This window comes from Lysobacter sp. P5_B9 (genome assembly GCF_054049835.1).
In genome coordinates this window covers 236,623-252,453 of record NZ_JBFULP010000003.1, presented here as the reverse complement: position 1 = coordinate 252,453, position 15,831 = coordinate 236,623, and the positions used below count along the sequence as shown (strand labels likewise).

General features: G+C 66.9%; 12 protein-coding genes. 5 read left to right on the top strand and 7 right to left on the bottom strand.

The features are described from left to right. Positions 1 to 166 precede the first annotated feature (166 nt). From ACXJJ9_RS08830 to ACXJJ9_RS08810, 5 genes are all read left to right on the top strand, one after another. Positions 167 to 1,981 carry a DUF1302 domain-containing protein gene (locus tag ACXJJ9_RS08830; protein ID WP_457096820.1) on the top strand — a complete coding sequence of 605 codons (1,815 nt, stop codon included), beginning with the start codon at positions 167 to 169 and terminating at the stop codon, positions 1,979 to 1,981. A 31-nt stretch (positions 1,982 to 2,012) separates the two neighbouring features. Then, entirely contained in the window at positions 2,013 to 3,374 is a 1,362-nt protein-coding gene (locus ACXJJ9_RS08825; RefSeq protein ID WP_457096819.1) for a DUF1329 domain-containing protein, read from the top strand. Positions 3,375 to 3,465: 91 nt separating this feature from the next. Further along, positions 3,466 to 4,587 (top strand): WD40/YVTN/BNR-like repeat-containing protein, encoded by a 1,122-nt coding sequence (locus ACXJJ9_RS08820; RefSeq protein WP_457096818.1) that lies wholly within the window; start codon positions 3,466 to 3,468, stop codon positions 4,585 to 4,587. A gap of 10 nt (positions 4,588 to 4,597) precedes the next feature. After that, complete coding sequence (locus ACXJJ9_RS08815; RefSeq protein WP_457096817.1) at positions 4,598 to 7,006, top strand: efflux RND transporter permease subunit; 2,409 nt, start codon at positions 4,598 to 4,600, stop codon at positions 7,004 to 7,006. Position 7,007: 1 nt separating this feature from the next. Then, entirely contained in the window at positions 7,008 to 8,645 is a 1,638-nt protein-coding gene (locus ACXJJ9_RS08810) for a 3-(methylthio)propionyl-CoA ligase (protein ID WP_457096816.1), read from the top strand. 536 nt (positions 8,646 to 9,181) lie between these two features. Here ACXJJ9_RS08810 and ACXJJ9_RS08805 read toward each other — a convergent pair. Genes ACXJJ9_RS08805 through ACXJJ9_RS08775 form a run of 7 tightly spaced genes read right to left on the bottom strand, consistent with a single transcriptional unit; the run spans position 9,182 to position 15,829 of the window. Next, positions 9,182 to 9,766: an RBBP9/YdeN family alpha/beta hydrolase gene (locus tag ACXJJ9_RS08805; RefSeq protein ID WP_457096815.1), complete on the bottom strand. Its 585-nt coding sequence runs from the start codon at positions 9,764 to 9,766 to the stop codon at positions 9,182 to 9,184. 35 nt (positions 9,767 to 9,801) lie between these two features. Further along, positions 9,802 to 10,797, bottom strand: coding sequence for a YeiH family protein (locus tag ACXJJ9_RS08800; protein ID WP_457096814.1), 996 nt, complete (start codon positions 10,795 to 10,797; stop codon positions 9,802 to 9,804). Between the two features lie 5 nt (positions 10,798 to 10,802). Continuing rightward, positions 10,803 to 11,504, bottom strand: coding sequence for a DsbA family oxidoreductase (locus ACXJJ9_RS08795; RefSeq protein WP_457096813.1), 702 nt, complete (start codon positions 11,502 to 11,504; stop codon positions 10,803 to 10,805). After that, positions 11,501 to 12,835, bottom strand: a complete 1,335-nt coding sequence (locus tag ACXJJ9_RS08790) for an MFS transporter (protein WP_457096812.1) — start codon at positions 12,833 to 12,835, stop codon at positions 11,501 to 11,503. Before ACXJJ9_RS08790 ends, ACXJJ9_RS08795 begins: the two co-directional genes overlap by 4 nt. Before the next feature lie 23 nt (positions 12,836 to 12,858). After that, entirely contained in the window at positions 12,859 to 13,938 is a 1,080-nt protein-coding gene (locus ACXJJ9_RS08785) for a 3-keto-5-aminohexanoate cleavage protein (protein WP_457096811.1), read from the bottom strand. Between the two features lie 50 nt (positions 13,939 to 13,988). Further along, the gene (locus tag ACXJJ9_RS08780; protein ID WP_457096810.1) at positions 13,989 to 14,837 is read right to left on the bottom strand and encodes a TauD/TfdA dioxygenase family protein; all 849 of its coding nucleotides are present in this window, start codon (positions 14,835 to 14,837) and stop codon (positions 13,989 to 13,991) included. A gap of 11 nt (positions 14,838 to 14,848) precedes the next feature. After that, the gene (locus ACXJJ9_RS08775; RefSeq protein ID WP_457096809.1) at positions 14,849 to 15,829 is read right to left on the bottom strand and encodes a quinone oxidoreductase family protein; all 981 of its coding nucleotides are present in this window, start codon (positions 15,827 to 15,829) and stop codon (positions 14,849 to 14,851) included. Positions 15,830 to 15,831 lie beyond the last annotated feature (2 nt).

Sequence of the window (15,831 nt, the reverse complement as noted above, 5' to 3'; positions counted from 1 at the left end):
CGGCGGCCAGAAAATCCGCATCAACTCCACCGTCCCCTTCTGGATCCGGCCGCAAAAGAACGGCCGTTCCGGAAGGGCCTGATCAACACACGGGGGGGTGGGTTAAGTGAAGTCATCGCAAGTAAACAAGGCGTCGCCGAAGACGCGGAAGCGGTTGCTCAGCGCCATGATCGTGGCATCGCTGGCGGCCACCGGCAGCGCCGCGGCCGTCGAGATCAATACGGGGAACCCGGACGTCGTCCTGCGCTGGGACAACACGATCCGCATCAATCTGGCCAATCGCGTCGATGAGCAGCGCGAGGCGATCCTGAAAAGCCCGAACTACGACGACGGCGACCGCAATTTCGATCGCGGCATGGTGTCCGAACGGCTCGACCTGCTGAGCGAGTTCGACTTCGTCTACAAGGACCGCCTGGGCTTCCGCGTCAGCGGCGCCGGCTGGTACGACCTGGCCTACGAAGATTCGGACAACGACCATCTGGTCTCGTCCAACCACATGAAGGACGGAAAGGCGGCGCTGGGACTCAGCGACGAGACCGACCGTTATTTCCATGGCCCGTCGGGCGAGCTGCTGGACGCCTTCGTGTTCGCCAAGTTCGACGTCGGCTCGGTGCCGGTCAACGTGAAGCTGGGCCGCCACACCGTGTTCTGGGGCGAGGCCATGCTCAGCCCGGTGCACAGCCTGAGCTACGGCCAGTCGGCGCTGGACCTGGGCAAGCTGTTCTCCGTCCCCGGCACTGAGGCCAAGGAACTGTTCCTGCCGCGCGAGGCCATCTCGGCACAGATCCAGGCCACGCCGGAGCTGTCCTTCGCCGGCCAGTATTTCTTCGACTGGGAACAGGCGCGCATCCCCGAATCCGGCTCCTTCCTCGGCTTCAACGACCACCTGCTGCGCGGCGGCGAATCCTTCATCTTCAGCGCCGCGCCGGTCACGGCGGCCAATCCGCTGGGCGTCAATCGCCTGGTACGCGGCAAGGACAGCGATCCCCAGGAAAGCGGCGACTGGGGCGTGTCCGCGCGCTGGAGCCCGCAGTGGCTCGACGGCACGCTGGGCGCCTACTACCGCATCACCGCCGACGTGCTGCCGCAGGGCAACGCCACCCCGGCGGTACGCCCGGGCACGCCGGCGGCCCTGTGCCGCGCGCTGGGCCTGATCCCGCTCAACGCGACCACCTGCTACATCAACCCGTCCGCGGCGACCGTGCCGGAAGTGCTCGGCGGCACCATCGGTCGCTACGCCGCCGCCTACGCCGACGACATCAAGATCTACGGCCTGAGCCTGTCCAAGAACCTGTGGGGCGTGAGCGTCGGCGCCGACCTCAACTACCGCGAGAACATGCCGCTGCTCAGCGACACGGTGAGCGTGTTGCCGGCGTCGCTGGCACCGTTGGCGGCGTCGCTGCCGGCGGGCAGCCTGTTCGCACCGCCCAAGACCGGCGAAACCGGTGGCGCGCGCGGCTCGACCTGGCACGGCGTGCTCAACGGCTTCGCGACCTTCGCCGACACCCCGGTGTGGGATGCGGCCAACCTGATCGTGGAGCTCACCTGGAACCGCTGGAACGACGTCAGCGAAGGTGCCGCGGTCTTCAAGGGTCGTGACAACTACAGGGTCGTCGGCCCCACCGGCGCGCTGATCACCCCGGCCGACAAGGTGACCAAGGACTTCTACGGCCTGGCGATCAACTTCACCCCGACCAAGTACCAGCTCTTCCCGGGCGCCGACCTGTCCGTGCCGATCAGCTATTCGCGCGGCCTGAGCGGCAACTCCGCCGTGCTGCTGGGCGGCAACGAGGATGCCGGCAGCTATTCCGCCGGCGTGGCCGTCGACCTCCACTCGAAGTACCGCTTCGACCTGAAGTACGTGGACTTCTTCGGCCCGACCACCACCAACGCGCTCGAAGTGATCACCTCCAACGGCGGCGCCAACGCGCTGCTCAAGGACCGCGGCTTCGTGGTCTTCACCTTCAAGACCACGCTGTGACGCCCGGTCGACATACGCAAAGGAACACACCATGAAATTCGCTCACACCATCCTGGCCGGCGCGCTGCTGGCCGTCCTCGGCAACGCCGCCCACGCGGCCGTCAGCGCGGAGGATGCCAAGCAGCTCGGCACCAAGCTGACCCGCGTCGGCGCCGAAATGGCCGGCAACGCCGATGGCACCATCCCGGCCTACACCGGCGGCCTGACCACGCCTCCGGCTGGCTTCAAGGCCGGCAGCTCGATCCGTCCCGACCCCTTCGCCAAGGAAAAGCCGCGCCTGACGATCACCGCGGCCAACATGGCGCAGTACGAGGGCGAGCTGACGGTGGGCACGCGCGCGCTGCTGAAGAAGTACCCGAAGTTCCGCATCGACGTGTATCCGACCCACCGCACCGTGGCCCTGCCTGATCGCGTGCTGGACAACACGCTCGCGAACGCGACCCGCGCCAACACCAGCGATGGTGGCCTGGGCATCTCCGGCGCCATCGGCGGTTATCCGTTCCCGATCCCCAAGAGCGGCTACGAGGCGATGTGGAACCACCTGCTGCGCTACGTCGGCGTGGCGAGCACCTTCAAGTACGACAACTGGAACGTGGACTCCTCCGGCACGCCGGCGCTGGCCACCAGCGGCAAGCTCTTCGTCGAATATCCGTACTACGACGCGAAGAACACCAAGCCGGCGCAGGAAACCGACGTCTACTTCCGCACCAAGATCTTCTACAACGCGCCGGCACGCCGCGCGGGCGAAGCGCTGATGGCAGTGGACGTGGTCAATCCGCTCAAGCGGCCGCGCCGCGCCTGGCTGTACCTGCCGGGACAGCGCCGCGTGAAGCTCGCACCCGACATCTCCTACGACACGCCGAACCCGGGCACGGCCGGTTCCGCGACCTATGACGACTCGTGGATCTTCAACGGCGCCATGGACCGCTACGACTTCAAGCTCGTCGGCAAGAAGGAAATGCTGGTCCCGTACAACACCTACCGGCTGACCTATCACAACAAGGCTGCCGACGTGACCACGCCGCAATTCATCAATCCGGACCTGGTGCGTTGGGAACTGCACCGCGTGTGGGTCGTGGAAGCGACGCTCAAGCCAGGCAAGCGCCACATCTACGCCAAGCGCACCTTCTACCTCGACGAGGACAGCTGGACCGCCCTGGCCGCAGACCAGTTCGATGCCAAGGGCAAGCTGTACCGCGCATCCTTCGCGCACATGTCGCCGAGCTACGACGCCAAGACCCCCAACGCGGAAACGCAGGTGTTCTACGACCTGACCTCGGGCGTCTACAACATCAGCTTCCTGATGGGCCCGTATGAAGGCGTGCGTTACATCAATCCGCTTCCGGCCAACGAGTGGTCGCCCGACGCGCTTGCCGGTGCCGGCATCCGCTGACAAGACCTGACGGACTCGGCCTCCGGCAGCGGCGTGCCCGCCGCCGGAGGTCCGCTGTCCGGGTTGACCTGTCGTAGAACGAAATCAATTCATGAAAACACCTTCTGCCCGCCGCCTGGCCGCCGCATCCGGATTGGCCGCCGCGTTCGGACTGGCGACGCTGCTCGCCGCACCGATGGCTCACGCTCCGAGCTTCATCGACGTCCTCAATCAACCGTCCGCCACCAGCGCACTGGTCTCGCAGCGATTGCTGCAGGCCAGCGCCGTCGCCGGCCAGCGCCTGGTGGCCGCCGGTGCGCGCGGCCACATCGTCTACTCCGATGATCGTGGCGTTTCCTGGAAACAGGCGAAGGTGCCCGTCAGTGCCGACCTGACCGCGCTGCATTTCGCCAACGCGCACGAAGGCTGGGCCGTGGGCCACGAAGGCGTGGTGCTGCATACGCGCGATGGCGGCGCCTCCTGGGAGGTGCAACTGGACGGCCGCCGCGCCAACGCCCTCGTGCTCGCGCACGTGCGGCAGTTGCCTGCGACCACCGATCCGGCCGTGCTCGAGTCCCTGCGCACCGAGGCCGAGCGTGCCGCCGGGGAAGGACCGGCTCGTCCGTTCCTCGACGTCTGGTTCGCCAATGAGCGCGAAGGCTTCGTCGTCGGCGCCTACAACCTGATCTTCCACACCAGTGACGGCGGCAAGACCTGGGAACCCTGGGTCGAACACACGCAGAACGAGCGCTTCTACCACCTGTACGGCATCCGCGGCAGCAGCGACGGCGTGTACATCGTCGGCGAACTGGGACTGGCACTGCGCCTGGATCCGGCCACCGGCCAGTTCGCCGCGTTGCACACCCCTTACGAAGGCAGCTACTTCGGCGTACTCACAAAGCCCGGCCTCGTGCTCGCCTACGGCCTGCGTGGCACGGCCTACCGCTCGCTCGATGGCGGCCAGCACTGGGAACAGGCCGATACCGGCGTCACCGCTTCGATCACCGCCGGCCAGGTGCTGCCCGACGGGCGCGTGCTCCTGTGCTCCCAGGCCGGCGACGTGCTGGTGAGCGATGACGACGGCGCGCACTTCCGCCGTCTCACGATGAAGACGCCGATGTCGTACACCGGTGTCGCCGTGTCCGGCCATGCCCTGCTCCTGAGTGGGCTGCGCGGCGTGCGGGTCGAAAGCTTCGAGGCTGGTGTTTTGCCGCGCACGTCGGCCCGTTTTTGAGGATTAGCAATTGAACACGTCACCCGCCCCGCTCGACGAGATGCCGGTCGTCCGGTCGATCGAGGATTTCAACCAACGCTCGGGCCATGTCTTCGAGCGCGCCATCTTCAACAACCGGTTCTGGATCGTCGTCGCCTGCGCGATGCTGACGCTGCTGCTCGGCTTCCAGGCCACGAAACTGGCGATAAATGCCGGTTTCGAGAAGATGATTCCGCACCGTCACGCCTACATCAGGAACTACCTGGAAAGCCGCGGCAGCCTGCGTGGCCTGGGCAATTCCGTGCGCGTCGTCGTCGAGAACACCGACGGTGACATCTTCGATCCGGCTTACCTGGAAGTCCTCAAGCAGGTCAACGACGAACTGTTCCTGATGCCGGACGTCGACCGCGCCTGGATGAAATCGATCTGGACGCCGGCCGTACGCTGGAGCGAGGTCAACGAGGAAGGCTTCGTCGGCGGGCCGGTGATGCCCGACAACTACGACGGCACGCCCGCCTCGGTGGACGCGCTCAAGCTCAACATCCGCCGCGCCAACATCGTCGGCAACCTGGTGTCCAACAATTTCCGTTCGAGCATGGTGTTCGTGCCGCTGCTAGAGCGCAATGCGGAAACCGGCAAGCGCCTGGACTACCACGCGTTCTCGCAGATGCTGGAGCAGCGCGTCCGCGCCAAGTACGAAGGCGCAGGGCACGGCAAGATCAAGATCCGCGTGATCGGCTTCGCCAAGCTGGCCGGTGACCTGATCGCCGGCCTGGTCAAGGTCGCCAGCTTCTTCCTCGCAGCCGCGGCGATCGCCGCACTGATCATCTTCCTGTACACCCGCTGCCTGCGCAGCACGGTGCTGGTGGTGGCGTGCTCCGTCATCGCCGTGGTCTGGCAGCTGGGCCTGGTGCGCCTGTTCGGCTTCGAGCTGGACCCCTTCTCCGTGCTGGTGCCCTTCCTGATCTTCGCCATCGGCGTCAGCCACGGCGCGCAGAAGATGAACGGCATCATGCAGGACGTGGGCCGCGGGACCCATCGCCTGGTCGCCGCGCGCTACACCTTCCGCCGCCTGTTCCTCGCCGGCCTGACCGCGCTGCTGGCCGACGTGGTCGGTTTCGCCGTGCTCATGCTGATCGACATTCCGGTGATCAAGGAACTGGCGCTGACCGCCAGCATCGGCGTCGGCGTGCTGGTGTTCACCAACCTCATCCTGCTGCCGGTGCTGCTGTCCTACGTCGGCGTCAGCCCGGCCGCGGCGCAGCGCAGCCTGCGCGAGGAAGACAAGGAAGCATCCGGTCGTGGCTTCGGCGCGTTCTGGAACATCCTCGATCGTTTCACCGAGCGGCGCTGGGCAATCGGCGCGATCGCGTGCGCGGTGGTGCTCGCGGCGGGCGGCCTGTGGATCAGCCGCGGCCTGCAGACCGGAGACCTCGATCCGGGCGCGCCCGAACTGCGCAAGGATTCGCGCTACAACCAGGACAACGCCTACATCACCGCGAACTACGCGCTGTCCAGCGACCTGTTCGCCGTGATCGTGCACACGGCGAAAGACGCCTGCCTCAACTACAAGACGCTGGTGCAGGTCGACCGCTTGGGCTGGGCGCTGCAGCAGGATCCGTCGGTGCAGACCACCGTTTCGCTCGCCGATGCCGTGCGCAACATCACCGCCGGCTCCTTCGAAGGCAACCCGAAGTGGCTGACGATCAACCGCAACCAGGACGTCATCAATTACTCGGGCCAGCAGGCCACGGTGCTCAATCCGGACCTGTTCAACACCGAGTGCTCGGTGCTGCCGGTGATCGCCTTCCTTTCCGACCACAAGGCCGGCTCGCTCAAGCGTGTTGCCGCCATCGCCGAGGACTTCGCCGCACGGCACAACGACAAGGACGTGACGTTCAAGCTGGCCGCCGGCTCCGCCGGCATCGAGGCCGCCACCAACGAGGTGGTCAGCCGCGCCAGCCGCACGATGCTGCTGTATGTCTACGGCGCGGTGATGCTGCTGTGCTTCGTCGCCTTCCGCAGCTGGCGCGCGGTGATCGTGGCGGTGCTGCCGTTGATCCTGACCTCGATCCTGTGCGAGGCGCTGATGGTGATGCTCGGCATCGGCGTCAAGGTTGCGACCCTGCCGGTCATCGCGCTCGGCGCCGGCATCGGCGTCGACTACGCGCTGTACCTGCTCAGCGTGCAGCTGAGCCAGCAGCGCGCCGGCGTGCCGCTCGCCGCTGCCTATCGGCGCGCGGTGATGTTCACCGGCAAGGTCGTGGGCCTGGTGGGCATCACCCTGGCCGCGGGCGTGATCACCTGGGCGTTCTCGCCCATCAAGTTCCAGGCCGACATGGGCATCCTGCTCACCTTCATGTTCGTGTGGAACATGATCGGTGCGCTGGTGCTCATTCCCGCGCTGTCGCACTTCCTGCTGCGCAAAGTGGAGGCATGACATGCTCGGCCTGATGCAGGAACAAAAGCTGCTGATCCCGTCCCTGATCGAGCATGCGGTGGCCTCCCATCCCAATGCCGAGATCGTCTCGCGCACGGTCGAGGGGCCGCTCCATCGCTGCACCTATCGCGACATCCACCGGCGCGCGAAACAGGCCGCCAACGCCCTGTCCGCGCTGGGCGTACAGCGTGGCGACCGCGTCGCGACGCTGGCATGGAACGGTTACCGGCACATGGAGCTGTACTTCGGCGTGTCGGGCATGGGCGCCGTGCTGCACACGGTCAATCCGCGCCTGTTCCCCGAGCAGCTCGAATACATCATCAACCACGCCGAAGATGCGGTGCTGTTCTTCGACCTGAGCTTCGTCGCGCTGGTTGAGAAGATGGCACCGCAGTTGCAGGGCGTGCGCGCCTTCGTGCTGATGACCGATCGCGCGCACATGCCGGAGTCTTCGATTCCCGGACTGCTGTGCTACGAGGACCTGCTCGCGGCCCAATCCGACGACTATCCGTGGCCCGACCTGGACGAAAACAGCGCCGCCTCGCTGTGCTACACCTCGGGGACCACCGGCATGCCCAAGGGCGTGCTGTATTCGCATCGTTCGACGGTGCTGCACGCGTTCGGCGCCTGCACGGTGGACAGCCTCGCGGTGTCGAGGAACGAAACCGCGCTACTGGTCGTACCGATGTTCCACGTCAATGCCTGGAGCATGCCCTACGCCGGCGCGATGAGCGGCGCCAAGCTGGTCCTGCCCGGCCCGGCGCTGGACGGTGCGAGCGTGTACCAGTTGCTGCGCGGCGAGCAGGTCACGCTCGCCCTGGGCGTGCCCACGGTCTGGATGCTGCTGTTGCAGCACGTCGCGGCGATGGAACTGAAGCCGGCCAGCGAACTGGCGCTGCGTCGCGTCGTGATCGGCGGCGCCGCGGCGCCACGCGCGATGGCCGAGGCGTTCGAGCGCGATTTCGGCGCCCTCGTGGTGCAAGGCTGGGGCATGACCGAGATGTCACCGCTGGGCACGGTCTGCAACCTGCTGGCCAAGCACCGGTCGTTGCCGTTGGACCAGCGCCTGGACGTGCACGTGAAGCAGGGGCGCGCCGTATTCGGCGTCAGCCTCAAGCTGACCGACGACGAGGGCCGGCGCCTGCCGCATGACGGCGAGGCCGCGGGCCACCTGAAGGTGCGCGGTCCGTGGATCGCGAAAGCTTATTACGGCGATGACGATGGTCCGATCCTCGACCACGAGGGCTATTTCGACACCGGCGACATCGCCACGATCGATGCGGACGGCTACATGCAGATCACCGATCGTGCCAAGGACGTGATCAAGTCCGGCGGCGAATGGATCTCGTCCATCGCCCTCGAGAACGCGGCCATGGGCCACCTGCTGATCGCCGAAGCCGCCGTCATCGGCATCGCACACCCGAAGTGGCAGGAGCGGCCGCTGCTGCTGGTCGTGGTCAAGCCGGGCCAGGCACTGGAACGCGAGGCCGTGCTGCACTACCTCGCAGGTCGCGTCGCCAAATGGTGGCTGCCCGACGACGTGCTGTTCGTTGCGAGCCTGCCGCACACCGCGACCGGCAAGCTGCACAAGGCCGTCCTGCGCGAACAGTTCCGCGACTACCGCTTCGCGGACGCCTGAAGTCCATCAGGCGTGGGTGGTCGAACACCGCCTTACTCTGACCCGCTCCAACACCAAAAGCGCTCCAACACCAAAAAGAATGGCCGCTCTAGAGCGGCCATTCCCCCCTGTCACTGGCGCATGCAGCCGCGCCAGAAGACAACTCGCGTAGCAGGGCTACGCGCCTACCTCTTCCAAAATCGGATGAAGGCACACACAGCGCCCGCCGCGACAGCACCGGCGAGGGATACATATCCGGTGCTCACCCCAGACGCCAGATAGATCGCCGCCACGATACCCAGCGGCAACCAGGTCCAACAGAATGGCCCTGACGACTTCATATCGCTCCCTCCCTCTGGGTGTACTGAATCGTCCTGATAGCGCATGCAAGGCCGTGTCCAGCTCACGTGCAGCGTTATTGCTGCGATCCAAACTTTCCAGAGCGGATGCGTTTCGTCTACGCCAGTGGCGCGAACGCCATGTGGCGTAAAAGCGAACAAGGAGGACCGAGGCATTCGATAGGCGGCAATTGAATTGCCCACGCTGCGTGCAACCGCTCAGCGATCGAGGCTGGCGATCAGCTCCAGCGCCTGCGGCCACTCGCCAAAGCCCGCCGCCGGATTGAGGTGGCCCACGTCGCCGAGGTCTTCCAGCCTGCTGCCCCAGTCCTGTGCCAGCGCCTGCGCACGTGCGTAGGCGCACAGCGGATCATTGCGACTGGCCGCGACCAGGCTCGGAAACGGCAGCGGGCTGCGCGGAATCGGCAGCCAACCGTGCCGGGCCAGTGTGTCCGTCGTCGGATAGCCCTCCGGAAACGGGTTCTCCACGTCCGCCGGCGTGGCCAGCAATGCGCCCACGATGGGGGGACGCGACATCCGATGATGTGGGTCCGACTCCAGCGTCTGCGCCCAGTGCGCCACCATCAGCACGCCCGCGCTGTGGGCGACCAGGACGATCGGCCCATCGATGGCACGCAGCGCCCGGTCGAGCGCCTGGACACGCGCGGCGCAACTGAGCTTGTCCTCTTCCAGCGGCGGCACGGTGTGCACTCTGGGCAGCCGGGCTGCCAACAGGGTCTGCCAGTGTTCCGGCACGTGCTCGCGCAGGCCGGGGACGATGAGGACGGTCGCGTGGGTGGTCATCAATTCTCCTTGGAAGGTTCGACGCTCGGCGGGTGTCACAGCCACAACAGCCCGAGCACCAGGACCGCGAGGAACACGGTCTGGCCGAGCATCAGCACCACCGGTTTGATGCCGACCGTGGTCAGTTCCTTCAGCTGGATCTTCATGCCCAGTGCGCCGATCGCCGTGATCAGGCACCAGGTCGACAGGCCGCTGCCGAACTTCTGCAGTGCCGGCGTGATCCCGCCCAGGCTGCCCAGCACCGCAAGGCCGAGGAACGCCACCGCGAACCAGGGCAGCAGTGGCGGACGCTGGCCGCTCTCGTGCCCGCCCTGGGCGCGGGTGATCATGACCGCGCAGACGATGACCGGCAGCAGCATCGCGATGCGGATCAGCTTCACCACCGTGGCGGTGTCGCCGATTTCGTGCGACAGGCTGTAGCCCGCACCGACGACCTGGGCGACGTCGTGGATCGTGCCGCCGAGGAACACGCCTGCCTGGATCGGGTCCAGCCCGACGGCGCGCACGATCATCGGGTAGACGATCATCGCCACGGTCGACAACGCCGACACGCCGATGACGGTGAACAGGGTCGCGCGTTCCTTGCCGGGATGCGCCGGTAACGCCGCCGCCAGCGCCAGTGCCGCGGAGGCGCCGCAGATGGCGGTCGCACCGCCGGAGAGCAGGCCGAACAGCATGTTGAAGCCCATGGCCCGCGCCACCAGCATCGACAGCACGATCGTGACGACGACCGAGATGACCACCAGCAGCACCGGATGCCAGCCCAGCGCGGCGATCTGTTCCAGGGTGATGCGCGTGCCGAGCAGCGCGACGCCCAGCCGCAGCACGCCGCGCGCGGCGAGGTCGATACCCGGCTTGCAGGCGCCCTCCGCCGACAGGAAGTTCATCGCCATGCCGAGCAGGAGCGCGAACAGCATCACCGGCGCCTGGTACTGGCTCGCCAGTGACCGGGCCGCGATGGCGACGACAACGCTGGCCAGCAGGCCGGGCAGATAACGCCCGGCGAGCGTCCGGAACCGATCAAGGTTCATGCTGCTCAGGCCGCGGCCGATGCCTGCACGGCCTGGCTCATGGCCACGAGCAGGAGCGTGGCATCCTGCGCGCCCGCCAGGGACCGACGCCCGTTGAACACGAAGTGCGGCACTCCAGCGAGTGCCGAAGTGTCCGCCGGCGCGGCCGGCGCCAGCCCGGCGTCGGCTTGGGTCGCAGCGGCGAGCCGATCCGGCGACACGCCGACCTCTTCCGCCAACGCGCGCAGCGTCGCGGCATCGCCGATGTCTTCGCCGCGCTGGAAGTACGCGGCAAACAACCGCTCGAGCAGCGCCTCGTACAACGCCGGCGCGCCCAGCGCCGCGACCCGACGCAACAGCTCATGCGCACGGGAGGTGTTGGGCATGCGCTCGATTCCGGCCAGATCCAGCTCGAGGCCCGCGCTGCGGGCGGCCAGCGTGATCTGCTGGCGTCGCTGCCGCACCGCTTCGGCCGAGCCCAGGCGCCGCTCATAGAACTCGGCGAACGGCAGTCCCTGTTCCGGCACATCGGGCAACAGCTGCACCGGATGCCACACCGTCTCCACGGCGATGTCCGGGAACTTCTGCGCGAACCGCTGCCGCGCGAGCGCGAAGTGGCGCTTGCCGATGAAACACCAGGGGCAGATCAGGTCGAAGTGGATGCCAATTACGAGCGAGTTCGTGAGCGAATTCGTGAGCGAGTTGGCGCGTGTGTCCCCGCCACTCACGTCGGCACCTCCATGCCGACGTCGCAGGTGCGCACGTGCCGTCCCACCTGCTGGATGTCGTCCAGGTAGTGGCGCTTGGCGAAGTAGAACACCGCGGCTGCGGCCAAACCGACCAGGGGTACGAGCTGGAATGCCCGCGCCAGGCCCAGTGCGTCGGCGAGCACGCCGGTGAGCAGCGGGCCGGCAGCGAGCCCGAGCAGGTTGTTGGCCAGCGTCAGGGTTGCGAACGCGGTGCCGTGGATCGGCAGCGGCGTGAGATTGGCGACCATGGCCCCGGCCGGACCGCTGGTGCCGGCGGCCAGGAACATGCCCAGCCCGATCACCAGCAGCTGCGGCGTTCCATGCGGCAGCGCGAACGCCAACGACAACAGCACACAACTGCCCACGCTGTAGGCGATGGCCAGGCTGAACTTGCGCGTCGGTGCATTCCGGCACAGGCGATCGCTGAGCATGCCGCAGGCGATCATGCCCATGCCGCTGACCAGCACGATCATCGCGGACACGACGCCGGCGGCGTCGGTCGCCATCGCGTAGTAACGATTGAGATAACTCGGCAACCAGACGATGACGGTGCCGCCGACGAACAGCTGCAAGCCGCTGCCAACATAGGCGCCGATCACCGAGCGGCTGTTGACCAGGCTGCGCAGGGGCACCCGCACGGCCGGCGCGGACGCGCGCGGCTCACCGGAATTCGGCTCACCCGAACGCGGCGGCGCGATGCGTTTTTCCCTGACGATGAGCGGATACAGCAGCGCCAGCACCAGGCCGAACGATGCCATCGCAGCGAACGCCCAGCGCCAGCCCATGTGCGCGGCCACGGCTCCGCCCAACGCCATGCCCAGCACCGAACCGAACATGCCGCCGGCCATGAACGCGCCGGTCAGCGTTGCCCGCATGTGCTTGGGGAATACCGACAGCACCACGGCGATGCCGACGCTGCCGTAAGCCGCCTCGCCGACGCCGACCAGGAAGCGCGCGGCCAGCATCTGCGGGTACTGCTGCGCCAGGCCGCAGCCCAGCGTCGCCAGGCTCCAGACCGTCGCCATCAGGGCCAGGCTCCTGACCCGTCCGAACCGGTCGGCCAGCAGCGACAACGGGAAGGTCAACACTCCCACCATCAGCGCCACAATGCCGCTCAGCAAACCGAGCCGGGCATCGGTCAACGCCCACTCGGTCTTGAGCAGGGGGAACACCGCGTTGAGCACCTGCCGCGACATGTAGTCCGACAGCAGCAGGCCGAAGCTCAGCGCGAACACGACCCAGGCATACCGGCGCGGGATGAGCGCGCCCGGGTCATCGGTGCCGGTGTCGGGAAGGGAATGGAAGGCCATGGTATCGACGTCGTATTCGGGGCTCAGGCCGGCTGCGGCTCGGACTGCGATGCAGGCAGCGGCACGCCCTTCCAGAACGGCTTGCGATTCGGCGCGAAGCCGTTCGCCGCCAGCGTCTCGTCGGCATCCTTGTAGAACGTGCCGATTTTGTAGATCGCGCGCGCTTCGTCGGCGGTGGCGATGTCGCGGCCGAATTCGCGCGAGATCCGCACCAGCTGCTCGATCTGCTCGATGCTGCCCATCTTGCGGTCGCGGCGCTGGGTCCAGATGTTGTCCTCGTTGCCGCAACGCACATGCAGGCCCATCGCGATCGCCATCATGTTCACCGGCAGCACGTTGAGCATGGACGACTCCAGCGTCAGCACCGAACCATCCGGGCAACCGCGCACGAAGTTGGCGAGGTTGTAGATGTTGGGCGCATCGAAGCCGCCGCCGATGGCCACCCAGGTCAGGATCAGCGGCACGTTGCAGGTGCCACGGCGCATCATGCGCTCGACCGTCTCGAGCTGGGTGATGTTGGCCAGCTGGAAGTGGGTCTGGATGCCGTTCGCTGACAGGCGGCGGATGTGCTCCTCGACCCATTCCGGACCGGCGGGAATCGTCATCTCGCGGTAGGCGCGATAACCCTCCGGCGTGCCCAGGCTGGTGCCGGCGAGGTCGGCCTCGCACATCTGCTCGACCACGTTCATCTGGTTGGTGTTGATTGCCAGGGTTACCTGGTCCGGCTTCGGCGTCAGTTCCGCCAGCATGTGCCGGGTGTCGTCGGACAGCCACTTGGCCACGTTGCCTTCGCCTTCCGGCGCGAACGAGATCGAGCCGCCGATCTGGATGATCAGCTCGGGCACGCGGGCGCGAATGCCGGCGATAAGCTCGTTGAACATCGACAGGCGCTTGGATCCCTTGCCGTCGAGTTCGCGCACGTGCGTGTGCAACACGGTGGCGCCGGCGTTGTAGCAGTCGACCGCTTTCTGGATGTGTTCCTCCATCGTGACCGGAAGATCTTCCGGAAAGTCGGACGGCATCCACTCCGGGCCGTAGGGCGCGGCGGTGATCACGAGTTTCTGCTGGTTCTCGGGGAACAACGATCCGTCGAGGAAATTCATGGTTTTCTCCGTGGTGCGGACGAGGCGATATCGGCTCGGCGGTCAGGTGGTCAGTAGGGAACGTCGCCGATGATTCCGGCCCGTTCCATCTTTCGATGGCAAGGCGGGTAATCCATCACCGCGTAGTGCTGGGTGCTGCGGTTGTCCCAGATGGCGACGCTGCCCGGCGTCCACCGCCAGCGCACCTGGTACTCGGGGACATGGGCCTGGCTGATCAGGTACTGCAGCAGGTGCTGCGCACCCGGGGCGTAGTCCTGGCCATAACGCACGTTGTCGGGCGTGTGGAAATTGCTGAGGTGCGTGGTGAACGCATTGACGAACAAGATCTTCTCGCCGGTATCCGGATGCGTGCGCACCACCGGGTGTTCGGCATCGGGAAACTGCGCCTTCAGCGCGAGGCGCTTCTCGATCGGCATGGCGGCGCCGAAGCTGGCCTCGATGCTGTGGCGCGCCCGCAGGCCGGCGATCTGCTGCTTGATGTGCTCCGGCAGCTTCTCGTAGGCGAGCACCATGTTCGCCCACATCGTGTCGCCGCCCGTCGGCGGGCATTCCACGCAGCGCAGCACGCAGCCGAACGGCGGCGCCACGCGCCAGGTGGCATCGGTGTGCCAGGCGTTCTCGTAACGATCGTTGGGCTGCTCCGGTGACTTGTAGATACGCACCAGCCCCGGATGATCCGGATCGCTGCCGGCCACCGGGTGATCCTCGAGCGCACCGAAGCGACGCGCGAAGGCAACGTGCTGGGCGCGGGTGATGTCCTGGCCACGCAGGAACAACACCTTGTGCCGGACCAGCAACGCGCGCAGCGCCTGGAACAGGCCGTCGTCGTGGATCGCATCGGCCAGGTCGACGCCGGACAGTTCGGCGCCGATGGCGCAGGTCAATGATTCAACGCGCATGCCGGTCTGCCTCAGATGACGAAGATCGACGAGCCGGTGGTCTTGCGCGATTCCAGGTCGCGATGCGCCTGCACCGCGTCCTCCAGCGCGTAGCGCTGGTTGATCTCGATGCGCAGGCGGCCGGCGGCTACGTGGTCGAACAGCTCGGCGGCCAGCTCGGCCTTGTCGAGCGGGTCGGCGATGTAATCGGCCAGCGCCGGGCGGGTCAGGTAGAGCGAGCCCTTCATCGCCAGGAGCTGCGGGTTGAACGGCGGGATCGGTCCCGAGGCGGTGCCGACGCAGACCATCAGGCCACGCCGCTTCAGCGAGTCGAGCGAGGCCTCGAACGTGGTCTTGCCGACGCTGTCGAACACCACCGACACGCCCACGCCACCAGTCAGTTCGCGCACGCGCGCGGCGACATCCTCGTGGCTGTAGTTGATGACGTGGTCGCAGCCGTGGGCGCGGGCGATTTCCGCCTTGGCCTCGGTCGAGACCGTGCCGATCACGGTCAGGCCCAGCAGCCTTGCCCATTGCGCGACGATCAGGCCGACGCCGCCGGCGGCGGCGTGCAGCAGGATCGAGTCGCCGGGGCGGAACGGATAGATGCGGCGCAGCAGGTAGGCCGCGGTCAGGCCACGCATGGTCATGGCGGCGGCGGTCTCGCAGGCGATGGCCTCGGGCAACCGGATCAGCGGCGCGGCCGGCACCAGGCGCTCGGTGCTGTACGCGCCCAACGTGTTGACGAAACCGGTGTAGGTCACGCGGTCGCCGACCACGACCTGGTCGACGCCCGGCCCCACCGCCTGCACCACGCCGGCCGCCTCGACTCCGATGCCCGCGGGCAGCGGGATCGGATAGGTGCCGTTGCGGAAATAGGTGTCGGCGTAGTTCAGGCCGACCGCGACATGCCGCAACCGCACCTGGCCCGGCCCCGGCTGACCGACCTCGACGGGTTCGTAGCGCAGGACCTCGGGGCCACCGGCCTCATGGAATCGAACAGCGTGGGCCATGG

What these genes read in the sequence shown, in the direction of transcription:
- ACXJJ9_RS08830 (WP_457096820.1), top strand. Translation starts at nt 167, where the DNA reads ATGATCGTGGCATCGCTGGCGGCCACCGGCAGCGCCGCGGCCGTCGAG.
- ACXJJ9_RS08825 (WP_457096819.1), top strand. Translation starts at nt 2,013, where the DNA reads ATGAAATTCGCTCACACCATCCTGGCCGGCGCGCTGCTGGCCGTCCTC.
- ACXJJ9_RS08820 (WP_457096818.1), top strand. Translation starts at nt 3,466, where the DNA reads ATGAAAACACCTTCTGCCCGCCGCCTGGCCGCCGCATCCGGATTGGCC.
- ACXJJ9_RS08810 (WP_457096816.1), top strand. Translation starts at nt 7,008, where the DNA reads ATGCTCGGCCTGATGCAGGAACAAAAGCTGCTGATCCCGTCCCTGATC.
- ACXJJ9_RS08805 (WP_457096815.1), bottom strand. Translation starts at nt 9,766, where the DNA reads ATGACCACCCACGCGACCGTCCTCATCGTCCCCGGCCTGCGCGAGCAC.
- ACXJJ9_RS08800 (WP_457096814.1), bottom strand. Translation starts at nt 10,797, where the DNA reads ATGAACCTTGATCGGTTCCGGACGCTCGCCGGGCGTTATCTGCCCGGC.
- ACXJJ9_RS08790 (WP_457096812.1), bottom strand. Translation starts at nt 12,835, where the DNA reads ATGGCCTTCCATTCCCTTCCCGACACCGGCACCGATGACCCGGGCGCG.
- ACXJJ9_RS08785 (WP_457096811.1), bottom strand. Translation starts at nt 13,938, where the DNA reads ATGAATTTCCTCGACGGATCGTTGTTCCCCGAGAACCAGCAGAAACTC.
- ACXJJ9_RS08780 (WP_457096810.1), bottom strand. Translation starts at nt 14,837, where the DNA reads ATGCGCGTTGAATCATTGACCTGCGCCATCGGCGCCGAACTGTCCGGC.
- ACXJJ9_RS08775 (WP_457096809.1), bottom strand. Translation starts at nt 15,829, where the DNA reads ATGGCCCACGCTGTTCGATTCCATGAGGCCGGTGGCCCCGAGGTCCTG.